Annotated in this window: 15 protein-coding genes, 2 tRNA genes and 2 pseudogenes; 4 read left to right on the top strand and 15 right to left on the bottom strand. The window is 62.4% G+C overall.

What is annotated here, in order from left to right; translation table 11 throughout:
* Positions 1-157: 157 nt before the first annotated feature.
* The 8 genes and pseudogenes from BLQ74_RS27720 to BLQ74_RS27050 all read right to left on the bottom strand — a co-directional run bounded on the left by BLQ74_RS27720 (position 158) and on the right by BLQ74_RS27050 (position 4218).
* Entirely contained in the window at positions 158-292 is a 135-nt protein-coding gene (locus tag BLQ74_RS27720) for a transposase domain-containing protein (RefSeq protein WP_244507214.1), read from the bottom strand.
* A 27-nt stretch (positions 293-319) separates the two neighbouring features.
* A pseudogene (locus BLQ74_RS27945) lies at positions 320-547 on the bottom strand (IS66 family transposase); the annotation flags it as partial.
* Positions 516-1594: pseudogene (gene tnpC / locus BLQ74_RS14975) on the bottom strand (IS66 family transposase). The pseudogenes tnpC and BLQ74_RS27945, both read right to left, overlap by 32 nt.
* A gap of 134 nt (positions 1595-1728) precedes the next feature.
* Positions 1729-2064: an IS66 family insertion sequence element accessory protein TnpB gene (gene tnpB / locus BLQ74_RS14970; RefSeq protein WP_170842809.1), complete on the bottom strand. Its 336-nt coding sequence runs from the start codon at positions 2062-2064 to the stop codon at positions 1729-1731.
* Between the two features lie 515 nt (positions 2065-2579).
* On the bottom strand, positions 2580-2816 hold the full coding sequence (locus tag BLQ74_RS14960; RefSeq protein ID WP_090263482.1) for a hypothetical protein: 237 nt from the start codon (positions 2814-2816) through the stop codon (positions 2580-2582).
* A gap of 77 nt (positions 2817-2893) precedes the next feature.
* Positions 2894-3166, bottom strand: a complete 273-nt coding sequence (locus tag BLQ74_RS14955; protein WP_090263480.1) for a hypothetical protein — start codon at positions 3164-3166, stop codon at positions 2894-2896.
* Between the two features lie 126 nt (positions 3167-3292).
* Positions 3293-3553, bottom strand: a complete 261-nt coding sequence (locus BLQ74_RS14950; RefSeq protein WP_090263478.1) for a hypothetical protein — start codon at positions 3551-3553, stop codon at positions 3293-3295.
* Between the two features lie 350 nt (positions 3554-3903).
* A complete protein-coding gene (locus BLQ74_RS27050) occupies positions 3904-4218 on the bottom strand; it encodes a DUF2388 domain-containing protein (RefSeq protein WP_139199067.1) in 315 nt (104 codons plus the stop codon).
* Between the two features lie 236 nt (positions 4219-4454).
* Between BLQ74_RS27050 and BLQ74_RS27435 the strand changes: the two genes are divergently transcribed.
* On the top strand, positions 4455-4808 hold the full coding sequence (locus BLQ74_RS27435; protein WP_170842808.1) for a hypothetical protein: 354 nt from the start codon (positions 4455-4457) through the stop codon (positions 4806-4808).
* A gap of 291 nt (positions 4809-5099) precedes the next feature.
* Here the strand turns inward: BLQ74_RS27435 and BLQ74_RS14940 are convergent.
* The 7 genes from BLQ74_RS14940 to BLQ74_RS14910 form a co-directional block, all read right to left on the bottom strand.
* Positions 5100-5173: transfer RNA gene (locus BLQ74_RS14940), tRNA-Cys, on the bottom strand.
* A gap of 170 nt (positions 5174-5343) precedes the next feature.
* Positions 5344-5679 carry a hypothetical protein gene (locus tag BLQ74_RS14935; RefSeq protein WP_090263473.1) on the bottom strand — a complete coding sequence of 112 codons (336 nt, stop codon included), beginning with the start codon at positions 5677-5679 and terminating at the stop codon, positions 5344-5346.
* 332 nt (positions 5680-6011) lie between these two features.
* Positions 6012-6087, bottom strand: a tRNA-Gly gene (locus BLQ74_RS14930).
* Between the two features lie 65 nt (positions 6088-6152).
* Positions 6153-6713, bottom strand: a complete 561-nt coding sequence (pgsA, locus tag BLQ74_RS14925) for a CDP-diacylglycerol--glycerol-3-phosphate 3-phosphatidyltransferase (RefSeq protein WP_090263471.1) — start codon at positions 6711-6713, stop codon at positions 6153-6155.
* A 34-nt stretch (positions 6714-6747) separates the two neighbouring features.
* Positions 6748-8574, bottom strand: a complete 1827-nt coding sequence (gene uvrC / locus BLQ74_RS14920; protein WP_090263469.1) for an excinuclease ABC subunit UvrC — start codon at positions 8572-8574, stop codon at positions 6748-6750.
* 6 nt (positions 8575-8580) lie between these two features.
* Positions 8581-9225: a response regulator transcription factor GacA gene (gene gacA, locus BLQ74_RS14915; RefSeq protein ID WP_090263467.1), complete on the bottom strand. Its 645-nt coding sequence runs from the start codon at positions 9223-9225 to the stop codon at positions 8581-8583.
* Between the two features lie 441 nt (positions 9226-9666).
* Positions 9667-10605: a MerR family transcriptional regulator gene (locus BLQ74_RS14910; protein ID WP_090263465.1), complete on the bottom strand. Its 939-nt coding sequence runs from the start codon at positions 10603-10605 to the stop codon at positions 9667-9669.
* 153 nt (positions 10606-10758) lie between these two features.
* On the opposite strand from BLQ74_RS14910, the gene BLQ74_RS14905 reads away from it, so the two are divergent.
* From BLQ74_RS14905 to BLQ74_RS14895, 3 genes are all read left to right on the top strand, one after another.
* Entirely contained in the window at positions 10759-11205 is a 447-nt protein-coding gene (locus BLQ74_RS14905) for a PAS domain-containing protein (RefSeq protein WP_090263462.1), read from the top strand.
* A gap of 145 nt (positions 11206-11350) precedes the next feature.
* Positions 11351-11773: a nuclear transport factor 2 family protein gene (locus BLQ74_RS14900; protein WP_090263461.1), complete on the top strand. Its 423-nt coding sequence runs from the start codon at positions 11351-11353 to the stop codon at positions 11771-11773.
* Positions 11770-12525 (top strand): SDR family NAD(P)-dependent oxidoreductase, encoded by a 756-nt coding sequence (locus BLQ74_RS14895; RefSeq protein ID WP_090263459.1) that lies wholly within the window; start codon positions 11770-11772, stop codon positions 12523-12525. The genes BLQ74_RS14900 and BLQ74_RS14895 overlap by 4 nt, the downstream gene beginning before the upstream one ends.

The raw sequence follows: 12525 nt of genomic DNA, 5'->3' as shown, positions 1-12525 counted from the left end.
ATATCTAGCACGTCCTCAACGTTGGACAGATCGTTTTCACTGAGGTCTGTAGGCTTCAAAATAATAATGTCAAAGCTCATTGCTGCGGGCTCCCATCTTGTAATCCATTTGGCATCGTCCTTCCCTTTTATATGTCCGGCCATCACGCCTCGCGTAATTAAACCGGCGACCACTTATGCGGCAGCAATTGATCGATTTCACTTGCCCGCTGCGTCGGCAGGCGTGTGAGAACGTCATTCAGATATGTATACGGATCATGACCATTGACCCGCGCAGACTGGATCAAGCTCATGATCGCCGCCGCCCGTTTGCCGCTGCGCAGCGACCCAGCAAACAACCAGTTCGACCGCCCAAGCGCCCACGGCCGGATCAAGTTCTCGATCTGGTTGTTGTCGATGGGCACAGCACCATCCTCCAGGTAGCGCGTCAGCGCTACCCAGCGTTTAAGGCTGTAATCTAGGGCCTTGGCCGTAGCAGAGCCCTCGGGCACAAGTTCGCGTTGGGCCAGCATCCACTCATACAGTTTTTTCAGCGATGGGCACCGCCGTTTCCTGGCGTAATCGCCAACGGTCTTCGTCGCTCATTTCCTTGGAGAGTCGCTCGACTTCGTACAGCCCACCAATCGAGTGAAGCGCCTGCTCCGCCAACTGGCTGTGATTCGCCACGTGCAGGTCGAAGAACTTGCGGCGCGCATGGGCCATGCAGCCGATTTCGGTGATGCCCAGCTCGAAGCTTGCCTTGTAGCCTGCGAAGTCGTCACAGACCAGCTTGCCGTTCCAAGTGCCAGGAAGTTACGCGCATGTTCGCCGGCACGTCTGGGGCTGAAGTCGTAGACCACGGCCTTGAGTGCCGAGAATGGCGTGCTGCTGTAGGCCCAGACGTAAGCGCGGTGGGTTTTCTTCTCTCCTGGAGCCAGCGTTTGTACCGGTGTTTCATCGGCGTGGACTACGCGCTGGGCCAGCACTGCTTCGCGCAGCGCATCGACCAGCGGCTGAAGCTGCACGCCGATTTGACCCACCCACTGCGCCAATGTCGAGCGCGGGATGGCCAGGCCGGCACGACCGAAGATCTTTTCTTGTCGATAGAGCGGCAGGAGGTCGGCGAATTTGGCCACCATCACGTGCGCCAGCAGGCCGGCAGTGGGGATGCCCTTATCGATCACCTGCGACGACACCGGCGCCTGGATCAGTGTTTCGCACTGCCGGCAGGCCCACTTCCCACGAACGTGCTGTTCGACGGTGAACACGCCCGGCGTGTGGTCCAGCTTCTCGCTGACGTCTTCACCGATGCGCTGAAGCTGGCAGCCGCAAGCGCACTGGGTGTTGTCCGGCTCGTGATGGATCACAGTGCGCGGGAACTGCAATGGCGCACGCTTGGGTTGCTGGTGTGGTTCTGCCTGCGCGGGTGCAGGATGAAGTGCTTTTAACTCGGCCTCGATGGCTTCGAGGTCGGTATTGAGTAGGTCATCCAGCAAGCTGCCTTGCGCCGGGCTGATCTGCTCGCTGCGTTTGGCGAACTTGTGCCGCTTGAGAATGGCGATTTCGTGAGTGAGCTGCTCGATGATCGTCTCATCACGATGGATCTTTCTGCCCATGGTGTCGACCTTGGACATCAACTGCGCAGCTAGCGCGCGCAGTTGTTCAGAGGTCATTTGGTCGAGATTGGGCAAGGAAGTCATGCCGTGGATTTTACCAAAGCAGTCCTCCGGTCACAGCTAAAAGCCAGGTATTAGAGCAATGTAATTGCGCCGCCTGCACCTACTCGCTGCCAAAGCAATCCAAGTACCAGCGCCTGGGGTTGTTCGGGGTCGAGTTCGACCTCCGCGCCACGATGGATGCCCGGCCAATGAAACTTGCCCTGATTCAAGCGTCGCGCCGCCAGCCAAATACCGACGCCGTCATGCACCAGCACCTTTATGCGATTGGCCCGGCGGTTGGCAAAGAGGTAGGCGCAGTGCGGCTTCGCCGCACCGAACACGACAAACATCCGGGCCAGTGCAGAGTCAGTGCCGGCCCACATGTCCATGGGCCGGGTGGCGAGCCAGATGGCGTCGATGCGAATCATTGGGCCAGGCCACGAATAAAACACGCGCAGCCATCCGGATCTGAGGCTGGCCATTTTACGGTGACGGATTTATCGCCCAGAGGCAGTGAGATGATCACCGTCTCTTCTGTTGCGCGCTTGGGGGCAGCTTGTACGGGGATGAAGGCCAGCAGAGTTGCGGGTGATTGATCCCGGTAAATCGGTAGCCACTTGCGGATCACGTTGGCGTCGATACCGTGATGGATGGCTACGCTGGAAATCGTCGCTCCAGGTTGCAGGCATTCCTAGACGACCTGGGCTTTGAACAGTTTGGGCTAAGAGCTGCGTTGGCGCATGGAAATCCTGGCGATAAGGGTGATCGCGTCCGCTTAAAAATGCGCGGACACCATCGCCCTTAATGCTGGAGTTCGGTAGGTGTGTTCGCCATCCGCTTACGCAACGATGGTCCGCCGGGAAGGTGACGTAGGGCGTCTACAACGAGGGCGTTCGCAAGGCACCGCGCCTCGCCCGGCGCGCGCATTGACCAGCCAGGCGGTCTAGTCCTCCTCCAGCCGGAACAGAAACTGACCATCCTTCCGCCTTGCAATGCCGTCATCGTCAATCAGGCCGACAAGCTCCCCGGTCTTCGAGTAGACCTCGTCGCCATCGATGCGGAACTCCCAGGCTCCGCTATCCGAACGGACGTACTCGTCTTCATCGACCCAGCCGACTCGCGGACCATCCTCGCCAACGCCATAGGCAACGTAGCGGCCACTGCTGTAGTTACTTGCCATCGTGCTCTCCTTGAAAGGACTCGACAGGACGACCACACGGGGAACCCAGCGGCCCGCTTTCACCAGGGGCGATCCAGTCAGCCACTGATCCGCGAGAACGCTGTCGTGGTCGAGCCGCTTTGCATCAGCTCTGGCGACTGCAGGGAAACGCTGAGATCCACGACAATCTCTCGAAGCGATTCGGCATCATGTTCCAGTTGCCGAGCGAGCGAGAGCATTTCCACGGAGAACGCCTGACCCGCTCGCTCACCCGCAGCGCCCCTCAACCTATCCGCCAAGGCCAGCGCGACAGCCACATCCTTCAGCGCACCGTTGAGTACACGTCGTTTAGCCTGTTGCTTGCTGTCCATCTTCAATTTCCCTCTAATCCCTAGGGAAATGGATAGTCCACGTCCTACTTAGCCGCCAGCATGTATCGGACAGCCGGCCGAGGAACCCACCGCTGGTGTGATCCCGTTCCGCTGTGCTCGACGCGATCAGCCAAATTCGCCGCCTCGTTGCGCCAGCGATGACACAAGCCGGGCAGCCTCCTCCGGATGCGCAACGCCGAGCCCATTCGCGGCATGCTGGAGAGATTCCGCATCGTCTTCCAGACGCCGGGCGAGCTCCATCAGCTCTATCGACATTCGCTGGCCCGCCACTGCAATCGCTGCCTTTCTAAGCTCCTCCGCCACAGAAACATCATTGAATGCAGCGGCAAGCAGAACCTTCTTTAGTTGTACATCCGTACTGCCCATACCCTTCTCCCCACATTCCGTATGGGAAGCAATAGATCAAGCAGCACCGCCTTGCCAGTAGAGACCAGACAGCCGGCAGAGGCCACGAAACCGGAACGACGGAGACAGCAGATACGCTGGCCATACCAGGCATTGGCCGCATCGCAAGCACGACGTCTGGTCTCGGCGAAGTTCGACGGCGAGCTTGGCACGAGCGGATGTGGCTAACCCCGCCGTCTGGCCGAGCAATGGTGAATTGCCTGCGCAGGAAGATCGAGCCCGCTAACGGAATCACCCTGATTCCCGTCAGAACTGAAACAGCATTGCTTTACGACGTGTTCTGGAGTGCGGGTGATTCATGCAGCGGGTCGTTAGTCGATAGCTTGCTCAAAAGACCCTAGCAAAAGATTATTGGCGATTTCCATGTCGGACAAATGGCTGTCCCGATGCAGCGCCCGGTTATCCAGAATGGCTTTTTCCAGTGCCGGGCCAGTTGTTTCACCGCCTGTAGCGACATATACGGCAGCGTCATCTTGAACTTGCTGCGTATAGTAATTGGCATATTCAGAAGAACTCATCAGACTAAAGCCGGATGCCCAAAAAGTTCCTTCAACATAAGACCCCGGACTTGCCTGCACTTGCCCGGCAGCCAATAAGATCCCACATGTCGCAATTAAAATTTTCATAATTCCCTCTTTAAGGAATGTATGTAAATTTTAAAACGATTTCGCGAATTAATTATGGGGCTCGTTGTAAATTGACTGTTTCGTCAATGTGCACCGCAGCAGCACCGGACTCCACGAACGCCGGCCAAGATCGACCGCAAAGGGTGGCGGCCGATGCGCCCATCTACGCTCCCCGATTGCTCGTCCGGCCAGCCGGGTCTACCCTCGGCTGATCTGAAAACAGGGAGCGGCAAGCCATGGACAAGAAGACCTTCACCATCAATCTCGTCAACGACAGCGACAAGGCGCTTGGGCACCTCGTCTTCCAAAAGCCCAGCCAACAGGGCACATCGATAGCCTGGGCGACGAAGCCACCCGAACCAACCAAACCGAACTGGGAGACCTCCTACAGCGTTCACCTCAGTGATGAAGGGAATGATCGAGTTCCGTTTCTCTTGCAACGAGCGCGGGCCAGCGAGCCCGGCTTTGGTGCGTGGAAGCCCATCGTCCAGCACCCGCCAACCGAAATATCGATACCGGCACTCGACCTCTCCATCGGTTTCGATCAGCTCGGCAAACCCATCGAGCCCGAACCTGACGATCAGCAGTGACTCGAACCGGCCGCTCCAGGCCGGTTTCTTTTTCCCCACTCACTCATCAGCGCGCCATTCTCTTCAGCGAGGCCACAGTGCACGCCATGCCGACAAGCTGACGGATACCAGCCAGTTGTTTGGTCATACAAGGGAGGGAATCACGGAGCGGGTTTACCGCCGCGTCGGGGCCATTGCGAAGCCCGCGAAGGAGGAAAGTTATGGGACGCGCACCCAAAAGAACCGGCTGCTACATATTTCCAGAAGGCAAAGAAAAAGCCCCGTAGATCTGAATCTACGGGGCTTTTCTATTGGAGGCTGAGGTCGGAATCGAACCGGCGTTCACGGATTTGCAATCCGGTGCATAACCACTCTGCTACTCAGCCATTGAGCTTGGCAGTGCCGCTGCTGTGCGACTTGCCTGAATTCTTCAGATTTGAGCTTTTAAGCTCTAACCTATTGATTACACAGAGTTTTCACTACTCCGTGCGATCGATGGGCGCGATTATGGACTAATGGAGCAAGGCTGGCAACACCTGAGTTGAAAATTCCTTCGTCAGCCCGCGCGCGCAGGGATGCGCCGCAAAACGGGCATTGCCTGGCCGACGTCCGTGTCGCTCGGCGCCTGACAGGAGGACCACCCCTGCGCCGCGGCAGCCGTTTCGACCACCGTCTCGGCTAGAGAACGCCGGCAGCGGCATCGACTTCGACTCGGCATGCGACTCAGCGAGAAGGAGTCGATCCAGTAGCCCCTATCCGCCAAATCGTCGAGCAACCCTCGGTCCTCCTCCTGCATGAACCGCTCCAGACAGCAGAACACGATGCCATCGCAAGCCGGGCAACGGGAAATGATCACGATTTCATTGGAACTCACCACGCTGTGTCTGCCCATGGCGCGACCGTCCTCGCTAGATGCCAACTGCGATTACCTTAGCGATAGAGCCGCTAAGACAACGGCGGGCGCTCGGATCGAAAAGACTGCGAGTGGCGAAAGAAGCAATACGCGGAGCGCGTGGGCATCGGACGACATGGCGCTATGCCGCTAAGGCTCTCTGCGGCCAACGCGAAGCCTGGGCCATGCAGCGCGAGAGCCCGCGCTCTAGCCTGATCAGGCGGGCCGCGAGAATGGGGAGCGGATGCAACGAAAGCGGAAACGAAAAAGGGTGGCCCTGGGGCCACCCTTTTTCTTCGATCCACCACCTCAATGAGGCGTTGATCTTAATTTGGAGCGGGAAACGAGACTCGAACTCGCGACCCCGACCTTGGCAAGGTCGTGCTCTACCAACTGAGCTATTCCCGCGTCGTGTTGACGGGCGCCATTCTAACGATTGCTGGAGCCATGTCAACTCTTTGATTCAAAAAAACTTATTTCTCTTTCGGCTCGGTGCTCAGATGCGGCCAGGCGGCCAGCAGGTAGTGCAGCATGGACCACATGGTGAGGGCCGCGGCGACGATCAGCAGGGCGTAGCCCAGCACCACCCAGAAGGTCACCAGCGGCGGATTGGCCAGCAGTATCACCAGCGCCAGCATCTGCGCGGCGGTTTTCCATTTCCCCAGGTTCGACACCGCGACGTGCGCCCGGGCCCCCAGTTCGGCCATCCATTCGCGCAAGGCGGACACCACGATCTCTCGCCCGATGATGATCACCGCCGGCAGGGTCAGCCACAGGTTGCCGTGCTCCTCCACCAGCAGCACCAGCGCCACCGCCACCATCAGCTTGTCCGCCACCGGGTCGAGGAAGGCGCCGAACGGCGTGCTCTGCCCCAGGCGACGAGCCAGATAGCCATCCAGCCAGTCGGTGGCCGCCGCCAGGGCGAAGACCAGGCTCGCCGCCAGGTGGCTGCCCGGGAACGGCAGGTAGAACAGCAGGATGAAGCAGGGGATCAGCAGAACACGTAGCAGGGTGAGCAGGTTCGGAATATTCATCAGGACGACTGGTCTGCGAGTTGAGCCCGGCATTCTACTCGCTGTGCAGAGCAGCATAAATCTGCTCCGCCAGCTTTTTGCTGATGCCGGGGGCCTTGGCGATTTCATCGATACTGGCTCGCCCCAGTTCCTGCAAGCCGCCGAAATGCTTGAGCAGGTCGCGCCGGCGCTTCGGCCCGACCCCGGCGACCTCCTCCAGCGTCGAGGTCCGCCGCGCCTTGCCGCGCCGCGCGCGGTGGCCGGTGATGGCGAAACGGTGCGATTCGTCGCGGATCTGCTGGATCAAATGCAGCGCGGGGGAGTTCGCCGGCAAGGTGAACTCATGCTCGGCATCGTTCAGGTAGAGGGTTTCCAGGCCGGGTTTGCGGGTCACGCCCTTGGCCACGCCAAGCAGGATCAGGTCGGCCACGGCGAGTTCCTGCAGAACCTCCTGGGCCATCGCCAACTGTCCCTTGCCGCCGTCGACCAGCAGGATATCGGGCATCTTGCCCCCGCCGTCCTTGAGGCGGCTGAAGCGGCGCGTCAACGCCTGATGCATCGCCGCGTAGTCGTCGCCCGGGGTGATGCCTTCGATATTGAAGCGCCGGTAATCGGACTTGATCGCCCCCTCGGGGCCGAAGACCACACAGGAGGCCACCGTCGCCTCGCCGCTGGAGTGGCTGATATCGAAGCACTCCAGGCGCTGCGGCGGCTCGTCCAGCGCCAGCGCTTCGGCCAGCGCCTCGAAGCGCGCGGCGACATGCTGACGGTTCGCCAGGCGCGCGCCCAGGGCCTGCTCGGCATTGGTCACGGCCAACTGCTGCCAACGCGCGCGGGTGCCGCGCACGCGATGGCTGATCTGCAGCTCACGGCCACGGGACGCGGCGATCGCCTCCAGCAGCACCGGGAAGTCCTCATGCACCGCGTTGACGATGATCTCGGCGGGCAGATCGCGCTCGTGGTGGCTCAGGTAGTACTGGCCGAGGAACGCCAGCAGCACCTCGTCCAGTTCTTCCTCGATCGCCACCTGGGGGAAGAAGTTCTTGCTGCCGAGCACCCGCCCGCCGCGCACGCTGATCAGGTGCACGCAGGCGCCCCCCGGATTGACGATGGCGGCGACCACGTCGACATCGCCGTTGCCGCCTTCCATGCTCTGCTGGTCCTGCACGCGGCGCAGGATCGCCACCTGGTCGCGCAGCTCGGCGGCGCGTTCGAAGTCCAGGCGCATGGCCGCCTGCTCCATCCCGGCGTTGAGTTCCTCGGCCAGCAGGTTGCTGCGCCCTTCGAGGAACATCACCGAATGGCGGACATCCTCGGCGTATTCCTCGGCGTTCACCAGGCCGACGCAGGGCCCCTTGCAACGCTTGATCTGGTACTGCAGGCAGGGCCGCGTGCGATTGCGGAAGTAACTGTCCTCGCACTGCCGCACCAGGAAAGCCTTCTGCAGCAGGGCAAGGCTTTCCCGGATGGCGCCGGCGCTGGGATAGGGGCCGAAATAGCGGCCCTTGCGTTTCTTCGCCCCACGATGGATCGACAGGCGCGGGAATTCGTCCTCGCTGGAGAGGAACACATAGGGGTAGGACTTATCGTCGCGCAGCAGGATGTTGTACGGCGGCCGCCATTCCTTGATCAGCGTCTGCTCGAGCAGCAGCGCCTCGGTCTCGTTGGCGGTGATGGTGGTTTCGACCTGGGCGATCTTCGCCACCAGCGCGGCGGTCTTCGGCTCCTGGCCGGTCTTGCGGAAGTAACTGGCGAGGCGCTTCTTGAGGTTCTTCGCCTTGCCCACGTAGAGCAGCTTGGCCTCCGCATCGAACATGCGGTAGACGCCGGGACGCCCGCTACAGGTGGCGAGGAAGGCCGCCGAATCGAAGACAGCGTTCATCGTGGCTCAGCTACTGGCATCCACCATGCCATGGCGCACGGCCAATAGGGCCAGCTCGACATCGCTGGTGATCGAGAGTTTCTCGAAAATGCGGTAACGGTAGGTGTTCACGGTCTTCGGCGACAGGCACAACTTGTCGGAGATGCTCTGCACCTTCTGGCAACTGGCGATCATCAGGGCGATCTGGACTTCCCGCTCGGACAGGGCATCGAACGGCGAGCCGTTCTTCTCCGGCTCGAAGGATTTCAACGCCAGCGACTGGGCGATCTGCGGGCTGATGTAGCGCTGGCCGGCGAAGACCTGGCGGATCGCCCGGACCATCTCTTCCAGCCCGGCACCCTTGGTCAAGTAGCCCGAGGCGCCGGCCTGCATCAGCCAAGTGGGGAATGGATCCTCTTCACAAGCGGTTACCGCCAGCACGCGGATGTCCGGCTGGCTGCGCAGCAGCTTGCGGGTCGCCTCGAGGCCACCGATGCCAGGCATCTTGACGTCCATCAGCACCACGTCGGGCTGCAGCTCGCGGGCCTGCTTGAGGGCGGTTTCGCCGGAGTCGGCCTGCCCCACGACCTGCAAGCCGTCTATGTCGGCAAGCATGCGGGTAATTCCGGTGCGCACCAGATCGTGATCATCGACCACCAGCACCTTAATCACGCAGCACCTCGTTGCTTCATATCGTTATCGGACGCCCCAGGGCGCCGTGGAATCCACGAACCTTATCAGAAAGCCCTGTCTTGACCTAGCTTGGTGCAAGCTCGTCAAAACGCAAGCGTCAAGAAATCAACGAACATCCACCAACCGCGCGGCGCGAAAAGCGCTTCAAGGCCAGCAGAGCGTCAAGAACGGGCATTTCAGAGGTTTCAGGCATGTTTCCGGCAGTTTACCTAAAGCACCCTCTCGACGGCTAATCGGAATAGAGACTTCGGTGAAAACGAGCGCCGCCAAGACGCCCTTCTTCCGCGCGGACCTCCCGGCCCCTCGATAGCGAGTCCGCCATGACGCCGCGGACGCCCGGGGCGGGTGAAAGACGCCGGAGCCGCGCACATGCCTCCCCACGGACGGGCGCCGGGCATCGCCGGGGCCGGCCAGGCGCTGTCAGGTATCCAGGTGGCCGTCGATGAATTTGCGCAAACGCCACTGCATCAGTTGGCCGCTGCTGCCCAGGCAGGCGATGGGCGTGGCGCTGAGGCCTTCGGCACCGACCTCGGCGGCCTCGCCGGCCAGAGCCAGCGGGCAGCCCAGGCCCAGTTGCAGGCGCACCAGGCGGCGAACCTGCTCGGGGCTCAGCGGTGCCGGAGCGAACAGCACCAGGGCCGCGGGCCGGGCGGCTTCGCAGACCAACGGCAGTTCTTCCAGGGGTTGCCCCGGCGCCAGCACCTCGACCGCCATGCCGTCGCCAGCGAGTTGCAGTCCGACGCAGAGCAGTTCCAGCTCGCGGCAGACGCCCGGCAACGCGGCCAGCAGGATGCGCTCGCGATTGCCGGAGCGGCCCATCTGCAGGCGCAGCAGGAGGCGCGCGCGCAGGAAGCTGTCGAGGAACAGCCATTGGCTGCTGGCACCGAATTCGTTGCGCTGCAGCAGCGTGCGCCACAACGGCAGCAGCACGCCGTCGAACACCACCGAGGCGGGATACAGGGTGAAGAGTTGCCCGTAGAGGCGCTCCAGCTCGGCGCTGTCGAACCTGACCACCGCCTGGCGGAAGGCCTCCCGCCACTGTTCGTGGTCGCGCGTGTCGGGGTCCTCGGCGCGGCTGGCCGGATTGACGCTGTTCTGCTGCTGGGCGAGCAACTCGCCGACCTTGCCGACCGCCACGCCGCGGCTGGTCCAGACCAGGATGCGCTGGATGGCGTCGATATCGCGCCGTGAATAGAGTCGGTGGCCGCCATCGGTGCGCACCGGCCGGATCAGGCCATAACGCCGCTCCCAGGCGCGCAGGGTGACCGGATTGACCCCGGTCTGGCGCACCACCTCGCGAATGGGCAGGAGTTCCTCACTGGACGCAACGGGAACGGCGGAATCGGTGAGTTCGGTCATGACGAGGGTCGGGGCGGCGGAAGGATGCCCGGATTGTAAACCAGGCGGGCCCAACCGGTGCGAACAGCGCCGCGCCTTTGCAGCGCGAGCCCGTCCGGCTACCCTTGGCGGAAGCGGCCCACCGGGGCCGGGCACTCAAGGAAAAACGCAGCAATGATCAACGCCAAGCTCCTGCAACTGGTGGTCGAAGCGTCCAACGACGGCATCGTGGTGGCCGAGCAGGAAGGCGACGACAACATCCTCATCTACGCCAACCCGGCCTTCGAACGCCTCACCGGCTATGCGGTGGACGACATCCTCTATCGCGACTGCCGCTTCCTCCAGGGCGAGGACCGCGACCAGCCGGGCCTGGCGGCGATCCGCGAGGCGATCCACGCCGGCCGCCCCTGCCGCCAGATCGTGCGCAACTACCGCAAGGACGGCAGCCTGTTCTGGAACGAGTTGTCGATCACCCCGGTGTTCAATGAAGCCGACCAGCTCACCTACTTCATCGGCATCCAGCGCAATGTCACCGCGGAAGTCGAGGCCACCCAGCGGGTCAGCGAACTGGAAGCCGAAGTGGCCGAGCTGAAACGCCGCCTGGCCGCCGCCGGCGCCTGAAACAACCGAGCGGCGCCCGCCGCCACCCGCTGCAACAAGCGGTAAAACTTGTACAAAGAAGGTTGACCTGTACAGTTTTCGCATTATCCTCCCAGAATAGTTGTACAGCTATTTCAGGCTGTACAACCTTTCTTGGAGATTTTGCATGTCCGCTTTCCTTCAGCGTTTCGCCCAGGGCTTCGCCGGCCTGGACAGCGAGCACCTCGATGCGCTCGCCGAGCTGTACAGCCCGGACGTGCAATTCCGTGATCCGCTGCACCATGTCCAGGGTCTGCCGGCGCTGCGCGCCTATTTCACCGAGTTGTACAAGCAGGTCGGGGCACTGCGTGTCGACGTCCACGGCTTCGACGAGGTCGGCGAAGGCTGCGGCTACCTGCGCTGGACCCTGCATTTCCGCCATCCCCGCCTGCGCGGCGGCGCCCCCATCAGCGTGGACGGCTGCTCGTACCTGCGCTGGCGCGAGCGGGTCTATCTGCACCACGATTATTTCGATGCCGGCGCCCTGCTCTACGAGCACCTGCCGCTCCTCGGCCGGCTGATCGCCTGGCTCAAGCGGAGGCTGGCGTGAGCCGCATCTGGCTGACCGGGGCCAGCAGCGGCATCGGCGCGGCACTGGCGGAAACGCTGTTGCAGCAGGGCCACCAGCTCGCCCTGACGGCGCGCAGCCCGGCGCCCCTGCAAACCCTGGCAATGCGCTACCCCGGCCAGGTACTGCTGGCGCCGGGCGACCTGACCGACGCCGAGCAGGTCGCCGCCATCGGCCAGCGCATCGAGCAGGCCTGGGGCGCGCTGGAGCAACTGATCGTCAACGCCGGCACCTGCGAGTACCTGGAGCCGGGGCAGTTCGACGCCACCCTGGTCGAACGCGTGGTCCGCGGCAACCTGTACAGCGCCAGCCTCACCGTACAGTACGCGCTGCCCTTGCTGCGCCGCGGGCAGCGGCCGCACCTGGTCGCCATGTGCAGCGCGGCCACTTATCTGGCGTTGCCGCGCGCCGGCGCTTATGGCGCGTCCAAGGCGGCCATGCGTTACCTGTTCGAGTCCCTGCGCATCGACCTGACCGCCATGGGCATCGACGTCACCCTGGTCAGTCCCGGCTTCGTCGATACCCCGCTGACCCGGCGCAACGATTTCCCCATGCCGATGCGCTGGCCGGCCGAACGGGCGGCCCGCTACATCGCCCAGCGCCTGCCGCGGCGGCCTTACGAAATCGCCTTCCCGCTCCCATTCATCGTCCTCCTGCGTCTGCTCGGCGCCTTGCCCGCCGCCTGCCGGCTGGCCATCGGCCGGCGCCTGGCGCGCCCCGCCAAGGAATCCTGA

Origin of the sequence: Pseudomonas panipatensis (assembly GCF_900099785.1) — a bacterium.
GTDB lineage: Bacteria > Pseudomonadota > Gammaproteobacteria > Pseudomonadales > Pseudomonadaceae > Pseudomonas > Pseudomonas panipatensis.
This window is presented reverse-complemented; position numbering and strand designations above follow the sequence as displayed.

Excerpts from the sequence above, each read along its gene's own strand:
- BLQ74_RS27720 (WP_244507214.1), bottom strand. The coding sequence starts at position 292 with ATGAGCTTGATCCAGTCTGCGCGGGTCAATGGTCATGATCCGTATACA.
- tnpB (WP_170842809.1), bottom strand. The coding sequence starts at position 2,064 with ATGATTCGCATCGACGCCATCTGGCTCGCCACCCGGCCCATGGACATG.
- BLQ74_RS14960 (WP_090263482.1), bottom strand. The coding sequence starts at position 2,816 with ATGGCAAGTAACTACAGCAGTGGCCGCTACGTTGCCTATGGCGTTGGC.
- BLQ74_RS14955 (WP_090263480.1), bottom strand. The coding sequence starts at position 3,166 with ATGGACAGCAAGCAACAGGCTAAACGACGTGTACTCAACGGTGCGCTG.
- BLQ74_RS14950 (WP_090263478.1), bottom strand. The coding sequence starts at position 3,553 with ATGGGCAGTACGGATGTACAACTAAAGAAGGTTCTGCTTGCCGCTGCA.
- BLQ74_RS27050 (WP_139199067.1), bottom strand. The coding sequence starts at position 4,218 with ATGAAAATTTTAATTGCGACATGTGGGATCTTATTGGCTGCCGGGCAA.
- BLQ74_RS27435 (WP_170842808.1), top strand. The coding sequence starts at position 4,455 with ATGGACAAGAAGACCTTCACCATCAATCTCGTCAACGACAGCGACAAG.
- BLQ74_RS14935 (WP_090263473.1), bottom strand. The coding sequence starts at position 5,679 with ATGGGCAGACACAGCGTGGTGAGTTCCAATGAAATCGTGATCATTTCC.
- pgsA (WP_090263471.1), bottom strand. The coding sequence starts at position 6,713 with ATGAATATTCCGAACCTGCTCACCCTGCTACGTGTTCTGCTGATCCCC.
- uvrC (WP_090263469.1), bottom strand. The coding sequence starts at position 8,574 with ATGAACGCTGTCTTCGATTCGGCGGCCTTCCTCGCCACCTGTAGCGGG.
- BLQ74_RS14910 (WP_090263465.1), bottom strand. The coding sequence starts at position 10,605 with ATGACCGAACTCACCGATTCCGCCGTTCCCGTTGCGTCCAGTGAGGAA.
- BLQ74_RS14905 (WP_090263462.1), top strand. The coding sequence starts at position 10,759 with ATGATCAACGCCAAGCTCCTGCAACTGGTGGTCGAAGCGTCCAACGAC.
- BLQ74_RS14900 (WP_090263461.1), top strand. The coding sequence starts at position 11,351 with ATGTCCGCTTTCCTTCAGCGTTTCGCCCAGGGCTTCGCCGGCCTGGAC.